We start from the raw sequence: 13,952 nt of genomic DNA on the forward strand, positions 1-13,952 counted from the left end.
CGCTGCGGCACGTTCAGCGCGGGCAGCTGGGCGAACCACTTCCTGAAGCGGGGAGCGCGCATGACCGGTTCCTGTCGAGGGAGACAGGCGTTCGACCGCCGAACTGCTCGGCAGTTCGGTCCTCATCCATAGGTCCGGTTGACTGCGCCAAAGAAAAAGGGTCCGATTTCTCGGACCCTTTTTCCTTGTGGCTGGCGGAGCGGACGGGGCTCGAACCCGCGACCCCCGGCGTGACAGGCCGGTATTCTAACCAACTGAACTACCGCTCCATGACTCTGGAACCTGGACCTGGCTGCAAGGCAGCCGATCCGAAAAAAAGGTCCGACGAATCGGACCTTTTTCCTTGATGCTGGCGGAGCGGACGGGGCTCGAACCCGCGACCCCCGGCGTGACAGGCCGGTATTCTAACCAACTGAACTACCGCTCCGTTTACTCTGATCAGTACTTCGATCAACCTGCTGAATGCGTGGTGGGCGCTGAGAGGCTCGAACTCCCGACCTAATCCTTGTAAGGGATCCGCTCTACCAACTGAGCTAAGCGCCCGGCTTCTCTATCCAGAGGTGTCTGTCCGACGCTTGTCATCGCGTCCGAAGAGGCCCGAATTATAGAGGCTGGAATTCAAGGTATGCAAGGGTTTTCGAAAAAAATAGAAAATTGTCGGAAACGCAGGTTTTCCCGGCGCCGGCACTTTTGTGTAAATATCATGGCCCGCCCTGAATGAAAGCCGCCATGCCGACTGCCCACCCGCTGTTGCCACGCCTGTTCCAGGCCGCGCTGGCCGCCGCCGATCCCTACCACCTCGTCGCGCCGCACCTGCCATTGCCTCCGGCAGGGCGCACGCTGGTGCTTGGCGCCGGCAAGGCGGCCGCGCGCATGGCCGAGGCGGTCGAACGCCATTGGCGGGGGCCGCTCGCCGGGCTGGTGGTCACGCGCTACGGCCATGGCGCGCCGACCCGCCACATCGAGGTGATCGAAGCCGGCCACCCGGTGCCGGATGCAGCCAGCGAACAGGCGGCGCGGCGCATGCTCGAGGCGGCCGCGGGACTGGGGCCGGACGACCTGGTACTGTGCCTGCTGTCCGGTGGTGGCTCGGCCCTGATGGCGCTGCCCGCAGCAGGCATCGGTTTCGAGGAAAAGCGCGCGCTGCACCGGGAACTGCTGCGCTGTGGCGCGCCGATCGGCGAGATCAACCGGGTGCGCCGCCACCTGTCCGCCATCAAGGGCGGGCGGCTTGCGCTGGCCTGTCACCCGGCCCGGGTCGTGACCCTGGTCGTGTCCGACGTGCCGGGCGACGACCCGGCCGTGGTGGCCTCAGGCCCGACCGTACCCGACGGCAGCACCGGGCGCGATGCGCTCGCGATTCTCGACAAGTACGGGATTGCCGTGTCGGATGCCGTGCGCGCCGTCCTGCTCGACGCGCAGCTGGCGGCGCCGCTGCCGGGCGATGCGCGCCTGGCGCGCAACGAAGTGCACGTCATCGTCACCGCCCAGAGGGCGCTCGACGCCGCGGCCGCGGCCGCGCGCGTGGCCGGCTATGCGCCGCTGATCCTGTCCGCCAGCATGGAAGGCGAGGCGCGCGAGGTCGCGCTGGTGCATGCCAGTATCGCGCGCCAGGTGGTGCAGCACGGCCAGCCCCTGCGTGCGCCCTGCGTGATCCTGTCCGGGGGCGAAACCAGCGTCACCGTGCGCGGTCAGGGCAGGGGCGGGCGCAACGCCGAGTTCCTGCTGGCCCTGGGGCTTGCGCTCGACGGTTTGCCCGGCGTGCATGCGCTGGCGGCCGACACCGACGGCATCGACGGCAGCGAAGACAATGCCGGCGCCTGGCTGGCCCCCGGCACCCTGGCCCGGGCCCGCGCCCAGGGGCTGGATGCGCGTGCGCGCCTGCGCGACAACGACGGCTACGGCTTCTTCGGTGCGCTCGGCCAGTTGCTCGTCACCGGTCCTACCCGCACCAACGTCAACGATTTCCGGGCCATCGTCATCGAGAGCGACGTGTTGTAAATATCCATCAACACAGCATCCCGCCTTGCATCGAGACATACACATCACTGACAATACGCGCCTTATAAAACCGGCAAAATTAAAACAACAGCAACCCACTGCCGGCCGCAAGAGAGAACGGAGACATCGGTTCTTTTATCCATCCCAAGGAAATACGCCATGATGAAGATGTCAAAGATGCACAAGCGCGTGCTCGGCCTGCTGGCGCTGGCCGCCGGCATGCCAGCCCAGGCACAGACCCAAGCCGCAGCGGACCAGGCGCCGGAATTGCAGACCGTTACCGTGACGGCGCAGCGCCGTACCGAGAACATCCGCGACGTGCCGGTGTCCGTCACCGCGCTCAAGGGCGACAAGCTGGACGTGCTGGTCTCGGGCGGCGAAGACATCCGCCTGCTGGCCGGCAAGGTGCCGAGCCTGAACGTCGAATCCTCGAACGGCCGCACCTTCCCGCGCTTCTACATCCGCGGCTACGGCAACACCGATTTCAACACCTTCGCTTCGCAGCCGGTCTCGCTCGTGTACGACGACGTGGTGCAGGAAAACCCGATCCTGAAGGGCTTCCCGATCTTCGACCTGGCCAGCGTGGAAGTGCTGCGCGGCCCGCAGGGCACGCTGTTCGGCCGCAATACCCCGGCCGGCGTGGTCAAGTTCGAATCCGAGCGTCCCAAGCTGGGCAAGGCCGAAGGCTATGCCAACCTGTCGCTGGCGACCCACATGACGGCCAATGCCGAAGGCGCCGTGAACGTGCCGCTGGCGCAGCACTGGGCGATGCGCGTGTCCGCCGTCGGCCAGCACCGCGACGACTTCGTCGAGAACTTCAGCGACCTGGCCATGACCAGCAAACGCAACGAGCTCGACGGCTATAACGAGCACGCCGAGCGCGTCCAGTTCCTGTACGCCCCGGGCGAGCGCTTCAATGCCCTGCTGAACCTGCACCAGCGCCGCACCCATGGCAGCGCGCGCCTGTTCCGCGCCAACCTGATCCAGAAGGGCACGAACAAGATCGTGCCGGGCTACGACCTGGACAAGATCGTCACCAATGCCGACAACTTCCAGCGCCTGCGCAGCAGCGGCGCCAACCTGCGCCTGAGCTGGGACCTGGGCAGCGTGCGCCTGTTCTCGGTGACCGGCTATGAACACGTGGGCGACTACTTCAGCCGCGGCGACATCGACGGCGGCACGCCGGCCGGCCCGGGCAGCATCCCCTTCCAGGTCCAGACCGGTGGCTACATCACCGACCTCGACCAGTATTCGCAGGAATTCCGTCTCGAGTCGAAGAGTGCCGGCCCGCTCAACTGGCAGACCGGCCTGTACTTCTTCGACGAGGATGCGACCGGCGGCAGCGACAACTTCAACAATGCCGGCGCCCGCACTTCGCGCCTGGTCAGCAACCAGAAGAACGAGGCCTGGGCCGCGTTCGCCTCGCTGAACTACACCATCAGCCCGGACTGGACCGTGCGTGGCGGCGTGCGCTACACCAAGGACGAGAAGGAATTCCGCACCCTGGTCAACGAGAACGTGAACCAGATCGGTCCGCGCTCGGTGGAAGCCAGCCAGGACAAGGTCAACTGGGACCTGTCGGCGACCTGGAAGCTGAGCCCGAGCATGAACCTGTACGGCCGCGTGGCGACGGGCTTCCGCGCGCCGAGCATCGCGGCGGCCTCGGCCGCGGTGCCGATCACGGTGGCGACTGCGGAGACCATCACCTCCTATGAACTGGGCCTGAAGGCCGACCTGTTCGAGCGCCGCGCGCGCGGCTCGTTCTCGGTGTACGACTACACGGTGAAGGACCAGCAGCTGACCGTGGTGGGCGGCAATTCCAACGTCAACCGCCTGATCAATGCCGACAAGACCAAGGGCAAGGGCGCCGAGTTCGACTTCGAGGCGGCCCTCACCAGCGCGCTGCGCGTGAGCGCCGGCGCGGGCTACAACTACACCCAGATCCGCGATGCCAGCCTGTCGGTCAACAAGTGCGCACAATGCACGGTGGCCGATCCGCTGAATGGCGCCGGCCGCGTCGTCATCAACGGCAACCCGCTGCCGCAGGCACCGCGCTGGACCGTCAATGCCACCGCCCGCTACGGCGTGCCGGTCGGCGATGGCGAGCTCTACCTGTTCACCGACTGGTCCTACCGCAGCAAAATCAATTTCTTCCTGTATGAGGCGACCGAGTTCGTGGGCGCGCCGCTGACGGAGGGTGGCCTGCGCCTGGGCTATATCTTTGGTGGCGGCAAGTATGAAGTGGCTGCCTTCGGCCGTAACGTGCTGGACCAGCGCCGCATCACGGGCGCGATCGACTTCAACAACCTGACCGGTTTCACCAATGAAGCGCGGCAATGGGGCGTTCAATTCAAGGGCAATTTCTGATATCGCATCAGGTCCTGCTTCCTGCAAAGGCCGCGCATTGCGCGGCCTTTTTCATTCCCTTAGGAAAAAAGGTTTATAAATTTCATCTTGAAATGTGGCATACGTTATTTGCCTATTTAAACCTTTTCCCAAAGAAAAAATGTTTTTGAACATCGTGATCGATTTCGTGTTGTGAATACACCGAAATTGTATCGAATTGTCACGCTCGATCTCTTCCTTTCGTATTACGCTGCTTTCGCCGCATACAGACGGCACCGGTCATGACCGGAAATCAACGACACAGGCGAGGTGCATTTCGCTTGACGGAAAACATATCAATAAGGAAGAAACATGAAGCAAACGCATTCGATTCATCCTGCAATGTTGAAGATGTGCGCTGCAATCTCGCTCGCGCTCGTGACGGCTGCGGCCGGCGCGGCAGAGCAGAAATTCATCGTGGAGACAGACCGTATCATCGTGAAGTACAAGGACTCGGCACCGGCCGCGAAGGGCCTGGCCCGCGCCGCCGCCGTGACTGCCGACCGCAAGGCCAGGCTGGATCGTGCTGGCCAGGAATTCGGCATGCTGGTGAGCAGCAGCCACACCATCTCGACCGGCGCCCACGTGTTCAAGCTGAACGGCCGCAAGCACCTCGACGAGGTGAAGAAGCTGGCCGCCGAAATGATGGCGCGCGATCCGAGCATCGAATATGCCGAGCCGGACCGCATCATGACCCACATGGCGACCGCCAACGATCCTTATTATGCCCAGCAATGGCACTATACCGACAGCACCGGCGGCCTGCGCCTGCCAACCGCCTGGGACAAGTCCACCGGCAGCGGCGTGGTGGTGGCCGTGATCGACACTGGCTACCGTCCGCATGCCGACCTGAGCGGCCAGATCCTGGCCGGCTACGACTTCATCAGTACCGCCGCCATCGGCAACGATGGTAACGGCCGCGACAGCGACGCCAGCGATCCGGGCGACTGGGTGGCCGCGGGCGAGTGCGGCACCGGTTCGCCGGCGTCGGGCTCGAGCTGGCACGGCACCCACGTGGCCGGCACCGTGGCCGCCAGGACCAATAACAGCCTCGGCGTGGCCGGCGTCGCATACAACGCCAAGATCGTGCCGGTGCGTGTGCTGGGCAAGTGCGGCGGCTATACCTCCGACATCGCCGACGCGATCACCTGGTCCTCGGGCGGCACCGTGAGCGGCGTGCCGACCAATGCCAACAAGGCCAAGGTGCTGAACATGTCGCTGGGCGGCACCGGCGCCTGCGATGCGACCACCCAGAGCGCGATCAATGGCGCCCGTTCGCGCGGTTCGGTCGTGGTGGTGGCTGCTGGTAACGACAACATGAACGTCAGCAACGCGAGCCCGGCGAACTGCTCCGGTGTCATCACCGTGGCCGCTACCGGCAAGACCGGCGGCCGTGCTTCCTACTCGAACTACGGCACCCTGGTCGACGTGGCGGCGCCAGGTGGCGACGGCAGCTACAGCGTGATCTCGACCCTGAACTCGGGTACCTCGACCCCGGGCTCGGATAACTATGCCGGCTACCAGGGCACCTCGATGGCCACCCCGCACGTGGCCGGCGTCGCCGCGCTGATGTTCGCCACCAAGCCGGCCCTGACACCGGACCAGGTGGAAAGCATGCTGAAATCGACCGCGCGCGCCTTCCCGGCGAGCTGCTCGGGCTGCGGTACCGGCATCGTGGACGCGACCGCGGCGGTGAATGCGGCGGTCGGCGGCACTACGCCGCCGGCCGGTCCGACCATCGCCGAGTCCGAGTCGAACAACACGCTCTCGAGCGCCGACCTGGTCTCCACCGCCGGCACCACGGTGACTGCCAACATGGGCAGCAGCAGCGACACCGATTACTTCCGTGTCGATCTGCCGGCAGGCAAGATCCTGAGCGCGACCATGACCCCGGGCGCGACCTCGGACTACGACCTGTACGTGTACAACAGCGCGGGCACGCTGCTCGGCCGTAGCGAGAATGGCGCCGGCGCAGCCGACAACGTGAGCTCGGCCAACACCGGCAGCACCACCTCGACCCGCTATGTGCGCGTGGTGTACTACAGCGGCGGTACCGGTTCGACCAGCGGCAAGTACACCCTGCAGCTGAACTGGTAAGCCACGGACGAAGCGGCGCCCGCGGGCGCCGTCTTCCTCCCGAAGGCGCGGCATGCCGCGCCTTTTTTTGACGTCCTGCAAGAAAAAACGGATACTGTATGGAATAACAGTAGTCGGCCCTGCCGTCACCTGACGACGTCGATGTGAATTCCCCGCTCCGTAAAATCATCCACTGCGATTGCGACTGCTTCTACGCATCGGTCGAGATGCGCGACGATCCTTCGCTGCGCGGGCGTCCGCTCGCCGTCGGCGGCCGTCCCGACCAGCGCGGCGTGGTCGCGACCTGCAACTACGAGGCGCGCCGCTTCGGCATCCATTCGGCCATGGCCACGGCCCAGGCCATGAAGCTCTGTCCGCAACTGATGGTGATTCCGCCAGCGATGGAGAAATACCGCATCGCATCAGCCCAGATCATGGATATCTACCGCGACTACACCGAGCTGGTGGAGCCGCTCTCGCTCGACGAAGCCTACCTCGACGTCAGCGATTCTTCCCACTGCAAGGGCAGCGCCACCCTGATCGCGCAGGAGATCCGGCAGCGCATCTTCGACACCGTCGGCATCACGGCCTCGGCCGGAGTGGCGCCGAACAAGTTCGTGGCCAAGATCGCGAGCGACTGGAACAAGCCGGACGGCCTGTTCCTGGTGCGCCCGGACGAGGTGGATGCCTTCGTTGCCGCGCTGCCTGTGAAAAAGCTGTACGGCGTCGGCAAGGTGACCGCCGACAAGATGCACCGCCTGGGCCTGCAGACCTGCGGCGACATGCGCCACTGGAGCATCGAGCGCCTGCTTGAACACTTCGGCAGCTTCGGCTACCGCCTGTACAAACTCTGCCGCGGCATCGACGAGCGCCCGGTCAACACCTCGCGCGAGCGCAAGTCGGTCAGCACCGAGGAAACCTATACGCCCGACGTGCCCAGCCTGGATGCCTGCCTGAAGCTGCTGCCGGAACTGGTCGAGCACCTGCTGGGCCGTATCAAGCGCAATGGCGCTGAGAAATTCATCCACAAGCTCTTCGTAAAAATCAAGTTTTCGGACTTCCAGCAGACTACCGTCGAGTGTGCTGGCCACGCGCCGCACATGCCGACCTACGCGCGCCTGATGGAAACCGGCTGGGCCCGTCACAGCCGGCCGGTACGCCTGCTCGGCGTGGGCGTACGCCTGGGCGATACCGAGACAGTCGAGCAGCTGCGCCTGTTCGACGATGTACTGCCCGGCGCCATCGTCGAGGCCATTGACGACTCGGCAACAGATTAATTTTTTTCCCACCGCTGCCGGTCGTAATGTCCAGTTGGCAGCGTAGAATGTCGTTCCCTTGAAATACTGAAACAATCGGATAACAGCGTATGTGGTTCAAGAATCTCCAGATTTACCGCCTGCCCGCTCCCTGGGCATTCAACCCCGAACAGATGGAAGAAGCGCTGCAGTCGCAGGCTTTCACGCCCGCCAGCAGCAATGAACTGCTGCGCCAGGGCTGGGATTCGCCACGCGGCAATGGCAAGCTCGTCCATGTCGTCAACAAGCAGATGCTGATGATGCTGGGCACCGAGAAGAAGTTGCTGCCGAGCTCGGTTATCAACCAGGTCGCCAAGGCCAAGGCCGCCGAACTGGAAGAGCAGCAGGGCTTCCCGCCCGGCAAAAAAGCCATGAAGGAACTGAAGGAGCGTGTGGCCGACGAGCTGCTGCCGCGCGCCTTCTCGATCCGCAGCAATGTCTGGGTCTGGATCGATCCGGTCAACGGCTGGCTGGTGGTGGACGCCGCCAGCCCATCGAAGGCGGACGACGTCATCAAGCTGCTGCTCAAGGCCGTGGACCGCATGCCGCTGGAATCGCTGCGCGTGCAGCGCTCGCCGGTGGCGGTGATGACCGGCTGGCTGGAAGCGGACGAAGCGCCCTACGGCTTCACCATCGACCAGGACACCGAACTGCGTGCCACCGGCGAAAGCCGCGCCGCCGTGCGCTATGTGAAGCATACGCTGGAGCCGGACGATATCCGCCGCCATATTGCTTCCGGCAAGCAGTGCACCCGCCTGGCCATGACCTGGAACGACCGCATCAGCTTTGTGCTGACCGAGTCGCTGGCGATCAAGGGCGTCAAGCCACTGGACGTGATCAAGGAAGGCGAAGCCGTCACCTATAGCGACGATGAGCGTTTCGACAACGACATCACCCTGATGACGGGCGAGCTGGCCAAGCTGCTGGCCGACGTGGTCGAGGCCCTGGGCGGCGAAGCCAAGGCCTGAATCCCTGGCCGGTGCTCGCTGGCACCGGCCATTTCCCCGAAAACAGGATGTTTCCAAGCACCTTCCGCCAAAGGTGAGAGGGCGTCGTCGGCGATCTTTACAGCGCGTTTAGTGCCGCGAAAAAATTTCCTTATTTAACATTGACTTAACAATTGGCACATTCCTTGCTAAAAGTTTTCGGCAACTTCCGATTAACTTTCAGGGATGACCGCCAAGATGAAACTCAAACAGCTTTTCGCCATTGCATTGCTCGGCTCTGCCTCACTGGCACAAGCCGCCAACCTCTCGTTCACCGGTAATTTCACCTACGATAACGACGTCCAGCGCTTCAACTTCACGCTGACCGAGGCCGGAACGGTAACGCTGCGCAGCTGGTCGTACGCAGGCGGCGTGAACGCCGCCGGTCAGACCATCCTGCGCGGCGGCTTCGATCCCATCCTCGCCCTGTTCAGCGCGGACGGCACCCGGATCGCCGAGCAGGATGACGCCGGCTGCAGCCTGGTGGACCCCGACGCGGTAACTGGCTCCTGCTGGGATGTCAACCGTAGTGAGGACTTATTAGCCGGTAACTACATCGTGACAATTCAGCAATATAGCAATTTCTCGCGTGGGAATTTGTCCGCTGGATACACCTACGATGGTGTCGATAACCGCAATTTCCGTGATGGGTTCGTCGATGAAAACGGCGACCGTCGAGACTCCCACTGGGCCTTCGACATCCTGAATGTCACCAGTGCCGAGATCCCGCCGGATGAACCGGGCGAGGTGCCGGAACCGGCTTCGCTGGGGCTGCTTGCCGCGGGCACTGCGGGCCTGGCGATGGCACGCCGCCGTCGCAAGCTGCAAGCCTGAGTGCTGGCTGGCGTGATCCGGCTGTCCTGGCCGGATCACGCCAGGCGTGAGCTGCCATCGCCAGGTGAAATATTATTTCAATAATTGAATCTAAATGAAATAAAATTTCATTCTCGTGCGGACTACTTGGCAGCGATTTCTTCGCTCGTTGCCGGCTCGCGCTGGCCGCCATCCCCATTTTCGCGCTTGCCGTTCGAATACGTCGGTCCGGGCCTGTTCTGGTGCGGCGCCGGTTTGCCCGGCAGTGGCGCCAGGGCCCGGGCCTTGTCCAGGTCAATGCCCGCCACCTCGGCCACGCGCCTTCCATAATCCTCGTCGCAGTGCCACAGGTGCCACACCATGCGTAGCTGGATCGGTTCCGGGCATTGCTTCAGGTCGCCGCCCACGTTGCCGACCAGGTCGTCGCGTTCCCAGTCCTCGAAGCTGCGGTAGCGCGCGCCCGCCTGGCCGTAGTCGTCCATCGTGCGCGTATTCTGGTAGCGGCCCAGGTGCCCTTCCACGTACTGGTGGTATTCCTTGTCCGGCTTCGGCGCCTCGTCGTAGCCCCCCATCAGGCTCGGTTCGTAGTTGATGTGCTTGTCTTCGCCGCGGCCATCCACGTAATACGTCATCTGGCCATCGCGCTGGTTGGTGCGCGCGGCTGCGGCTTCCTGTGGCTGGTTGATCGGCAGCTGCAGGTAGTTCGGGCCGACGCGGTAGCGCTGGGTATCGGAATAGGACAGGGTACGGCCCTGCAGCATCTTGTCGTCCGAAAAATCGATGCCGTCCACCAGCACGCCGGTGCCGAAGGCGGACTGCTCGGTTTCGGCGAACACGTTGTCCGGGTTCTTGTTGAGCACGAGGCGGCCCACCGGCAGCAGCGGGAACTGGTCTTCCGGCCAGCGCTTGGTATCGTCCAGCGGATCGAAATCGAGTTCTGGATGCTCGCCGTCGCTCATGATCTGCACGCAGAATTCCCATTCCGGAAATTCGCCGCGCTCGATCGCCCCGTACAGGTCGCGCGTGGCGTGGCTGGTGTCGTGCGCCTGGATCTCGGCCGCCTGGCTGGCAGTGAGGTTGCGCACGCCTTGCCTGGGCTGGAAGTGGAATTTCACCAGGTGCGCCACGCCCTGATCGTTCACCAGTTTATAGGTGTTCACGCCCGAGCCTTCCATCTCGCGGTAGGTGGCAGGGATGCCCCATGGGCTCTTGACCCAGGTGACCATGTGCAGGGCCTCCGGATGGCCGCAGATGAAATCGTAGAAGCGCCAGGGTTCCTGCTGGTTGGTGACCGGGTCCGGCTTGAAGGCGTGGATCATGTCCGGGAACTTGATCGCGTCGCGGATGAAGAAGACCTTCAGGTTATTGCCCACCAGGTCCCAGTTTCCATCCACGGTCTTGAACTTGATGGCGAAGCCGCGCGGGTCGCGCGCCGTCTCGGGCGACTCCCTGGCCCCGATCACGGTCGAGAAGCGCACGAACACGGGCGTTTGCACGCCCGTCTCGTTCAGCACCCGGGCGCGGGTGTACTTGCCGGCCGGCTCGCCGCCGATCGTGCCATAGGCTTCGAAATAGCCGTGGGCACCGGTGCCGCGCGCATGCACCACCCGTTCGGGAATGCGCTCGCGGTCGAAGTGGGTGATCTTTTCGATGAACTGGTAATTCTCGAGCGTGGCCGGACCACGTTCGCCCACCGAGCGCAGCGACTGGTTGTCGCGGACCGCGTGGCCCTGGCGCGTGGTCAGGAAGGGACGCTGCTCGTTCATTGCTCTCTCCTCGGACAGATTCTCTTGGAGAGAGCAGTATAGGGAGGCATGTGCCCGTGCAGCGCGCGCCTGCCCTTGGGAATTAGAGCGGTTGGAACACGCCGGCAGCGCGGTTCTTGGTCACGTTATCCCACGGGAACACCTGGCCGTTCATGGCGACATAGACGCCGGCCGGCAGGGTCTGGGCGACGCCACAGGCAAAGCCGAGGTTGAACAGCGCGTCCGAGTTGGCGATCTCGTAGGGGATCATGGCGCCGGTCAGCACGATGGTCTGGCCGAGCTCGGCCGCGCCCAGCACGGCGGCGGTCTCGCGCATGGTGTCGGTGCCGTGGATGATGACGATGGCGCGCTCGCTGGCGGCCTGGCAGGATGCCAGCACGCGCTGGCGGTCGGGGTCCCGCATGTCGAGCGAGTCGAGCAGCGGCAGCACCTCGAGTTCCACCGGCACCGTCATGCGCGAGCGTGCGATCACAGCCGGCAAATGGCTGTCGGCAAAGCCCAGTACGCCGTTCAGTTCGTTGTAATGTTTGTCGAAAGTGCCGCCGGTGGCGATGATGCGCAAAGTCATGTTGGTTTGTCCACGTGCAGAAAAAAAGGTGGGTAATGATAGCCGCAAACGGTAGTGTATCCGTATGCGACGCGCTAGAATCGTCCGGATCGGATGAGTCCATTCCCTTTCTTTTCTTCACTCCATTTGTTCCCATGAAAGCCGTTGCCCCGGGTACCGTCATCTTCCACCGCCATCGCGGCTATGGCGTGATCACCCACGTCAACCTGCTGACCGGCTGGATTTCGGCGCGTTTCGGCAGCGAGCAGCGCACCCTCGACCTGAACCTGTCGAGCGACGAGGTGCAGCATGCCGACGGCGAACCGATCCTGTTCCGGCGCGCGCCGCCCGACCGCATGCCGCACGCGCGCCTGATGGCCATGGTGCGCGCGCTGCACGAGGCCGGCTACCAGAAGCTCTACCTGTATTCCTGGCCCAAGCCGTCCGGCCTGCACTGGCGCTGGCACCTGTTCACGGGGCCGCGCAACTGGATGCAGCGCACCTGGCGCGAAGGCTGGTACGGTTCGGGCGCCGACTACAACAACAACCCGGTGATGGGATGGGGCGACTCGCCGGGCGCCAGCACGGACGAGCTGGTCCACGCCCTGGCGAAGTTCGACCCACAGGGACTGTCCCAGGCCCTGGGCCGCGACGAAGACCATACGGTCTGGTTCGCCCGGGCCTGCGAGCTGCTGCTGCCGGGCTACATGTACAGCCTGAACATGGAGCGCCCGGCCGGCGCTGCGCTGGTGGAAGCGCCGCCGGTGCCGGTGGTGCCGGTCCGCGCCGGCCTGCAGCCCTATGCCGGCCCGGCCCTCGGCTGGCCGCCCGGCTGGGCCGGCCTCTGGACCGGCACCCACGTGCTGCCGGCGCCGCGGCCCAGCCTTACCGGCGTACCCGAACCCGAGCTCAGGCAGGAAAGCTAGCGCCTGCCCAGGGCTTCCGGGTTCAGGATATTGTCCGGCTGCCCGGCGGCGAAGCGCAGGACGTTCTCGAACGCTGCCTGGAAATAGATCTCGTAACTGTCCTGTTCGACATAGCCCAGGTGGGGCGTGGCCAGCACGGTCGGGATGCGCAGCAGCGGCGCATCCGGACGTAGCGGTTCGCTGGCGAACACGTCCAGCGCCGCCTGGCCCGGGCGTCCGGCGCGCAGTGCCTGTTCGAGCGCGCCTTCTTCCACCAGTTCCGCGCGGCTGGTGTTGACGAACAGCGCATCCGGCTTCATGCGCGCGAAATCCTCGGCCTTCACGATGGCGCGCGTGGCGTCCGCCAGGCGCAGGTGCAGGCTCAGCACGTCGGCCTGGGCGAACAGCACGGCGCGCGACGCGGCCGCCTCGTAGCCATCGGCCGTGGCCGCCTGGCGGCTGCCTTCGCTGCCCCAGACCAGCACCCGCATGCCGAAGGCCTGGCCATAGCTGGCCACCAGGCGTCCGATCTTGCCGTAGCCCCAGATCGCCAGCGTGCGTCCGCGCAGCGAACGGCCGAGGCCATTCAGTACCGGATTGGTCGAGGCCGTTTGCCAAAGGCCATCCTTGAGGTTGTTCGCATACGGCAGGATCTTGCGGCTGGCCGCCATGATCAGGGCCCAGGTGAGTTCCGATGGCGCGACCGGCGAGCCGATGCCCTCGGCGATTGCGATGCCCAGTTCGCTTGCGGCGGCGACGTCGACGTGGCCGCTGAGCTTGCCGGTCTGGGAAATCAGTTTCAGGTTCGGCAGGCGCCCCAGCAGCGCGGCAGGGAAGGCCGTGCGCTCGCGGATCAGTACCACGGCCTCGAAGGGAGCGAGGCGGATCGCCAGCTGGCCGAGTCCGCGCGCCGAAATGTTGAAGACCTTGACCTCATGGCCGTCGAGCAGGCGGAAGCAGGACAGGCCGCGCACGGCGTCCTGGTAGTCGTCCAGAACAGCTATTTTCATGGGAGTTGCATCCAGATAATGTTACGCGCGTAGCGAAATAACAGCTTACAAAAACTCGCGGAATAGCCTACTACATTGCTAGGTTATTCTGGCTACTTTTTTGTAGTAGCTGAGCATGAATCACGGTTTTCAGGGTGTACAATCGGCCAATTATTGAGGGTGCGACAC

Annotated in this window: 10 protein-coding genes and 3 tRNA genes; 7 read left to right on the forward strand and 6 right to left on the reverse strand. The window is 64.2% G+C overall.

All coding sequences use genetic code 11. The features are described from left to right. Positions 1 to 192: 192 nt before the first annotated feature. The 3 genes from LCI23_RS19655 to LCI23_RS19665 all read right to left on the reverse strand — a co-directional run bounded on the left by LCI23_RS19655 (position 193) and on the right by LCI23_RS19665 (position 543). Positions 193 to 269: transfer RNA gene (locus tag LCI23_RS19655), tRNA-Asp, on the reverse strand. A gap of 81 nt (positions 270 to 350) precedes the next feature. Further along, positions 351 to 427: transfer RNA gene (locus tag LCI23_RS19660), tRNA-Asp, on the reverse strand. 40 nt (positions 428 to 467) lie between these two features. Then, positions 468 to 543: transfer RNA gene (locus tag LCI23_RS19665), tRNA-Val, on the reverse strand. 186 nt (positions 544 to 729) lie between these two features. Here LCI23_RS19665 and LCI23_RS19670 point away from each other — a divergent pair. From LCI23_RS19670 to LCI23_RS19695, 6 genes are all read left to right on the forward strand, one after another. Continuing rightward, on the forward strand, positions 730 to 2,001 hold the full coding sequence (locus LCI23_RS19670) for a glycerate kinase (RefSeq protein ID WP_224948144.1): 1,272 nt from the start codon (positions 730 to 732) through the stop codon (positions 1,999 to 2,001). Positions 2,002 to 2,160: 159 nt separating this feature from the next. Next, positions 2,161 to 4,368: a TonB-dependent receptor gene (locus LCI23_RS19675; protein ID WP_224948145.1), complete on the forward strand. Its 2,208-nt coding sequence runs from the start codon at positions 2,161 to 2,163 to the stop codon at positions 4,366 to 4,368. Between the two features lie 435 nt (positions 4,369 to 4,803). Further along, positions 4,804 to 6,483 (forward strand): S8 family peptidase, encoded by a 1,680-nt coding sequence (locus LCI23_RS19680; RefSeq protein ID WP_224948146.1) that lies wholly within the window; start codon positions 4,804 to 4,806, stop codon positions 6,481 to 6,483. A gap of 143 nt (positions 6,484 to 6,626) precedes the next feature. Further along, positions 6,627 to 7,739, forward strand: coding sequence for a DNA polymerase IV (gene dinB / locus LCI23_RS19685; RefSeq protein ID WP_224948147.1), 1,113 nt, complete (start codon positions 6,627 to 6,629; stop codon positions 7,737 to 7,739). Positions 7,740 to 7,828: 89 nt separating this feature from the next. Further along, positions 7,829 to 8,725, forward strand: coding sequence for a recombination-associated protein RdgC (locus LCI23_RS19690; protein WP_224948148.1), 897 nt, complete (start codon positions 7,829 to 7,831; stop codon positions 8,723 to 8,725). 216 nt (positions 8,726 to 8,941) lie between these two features. Then, complete coding sequence (locus LCI23_RS19695) at positions 8,942 to 9,577, forward strand: DVUA0089 family protein (protein WP_224948149.1); 636 nt, start codon at positions 8,942 to 8,944, stop codon at positions 9,575 to 9,577. Positions 9,578 to 9,699: 122 nt separating this feature from the next. On the opposite strand, the gene LCI23_RS19700 is transcribed toward LCI23_RS19695, so the two are convergent. Next, positions 9,700 to 11,322: a catalase gene (locus LCI23_RS19700; protein ID WP_224948150.1), complete on the reverse strand. Its 1,623-nt coding sequence runs from the start codon at positions 11,320 to 11,322 to the stop codon at positions 9,700 to 9,702. An 82-nt stretch (positions 11,323 to 11,404) separates the two neighbouring features. Then, complete coding sequence (locus tag LCI23_RS19705; RefSeq protein WP_224948151.1) at positions 11,405 to 11,890, reverse strand: asparaginase domain-containing protein; 486 nt, start codon at positions 11,888 to 11,890, stop codon at positions 11,405 to 11,407. Between the two features lie 134 nt (positions 11,891 to 12,024). Between LCI23_RS19705 and LCI23_RS19710 the strand changes: the two genes are divergently transcribed. Further along, a complete protein-coding gene (locus tag LCI23_RS19710) occupies positions 12,025 to 12,795 on the forward strand; it encodes an L-asparaginase (RefSeq protein WP_224948152.1) in 771 nt (256 codons plus the stop codon). Here the strand turns inward: LCI23_RS19710 and LCI23_RS19715 are convergent. Beyond that, complete coding sequence (locus LCI23_RS19715) at positions 12,792 to 13,784, reverse strand: D-2-hydroxyacid dehydrogenase family protein (protein WP_224948153.1); 993 nt, start codon at positions 13,782 to 13,784, stop codon at positions 12,792 to 12,794. The two genes, LCI23_RS19710 and LCI23_RS19715, sit on opposite strands and share 4 nt — an antisense overlap. Between the last annotated feature and the right edge of the window lie 168 nt (positions 13,785 to 13,952).

Source organism: Massilia sp. MS-15 (assembly GCF_020176695.1).
GTDB lineage: Bacteria > Pseudomonadota > Gammaproteobacteria > Burkholderiales > Burkholderiaceae_D > Telluria > Telluria hydrophila.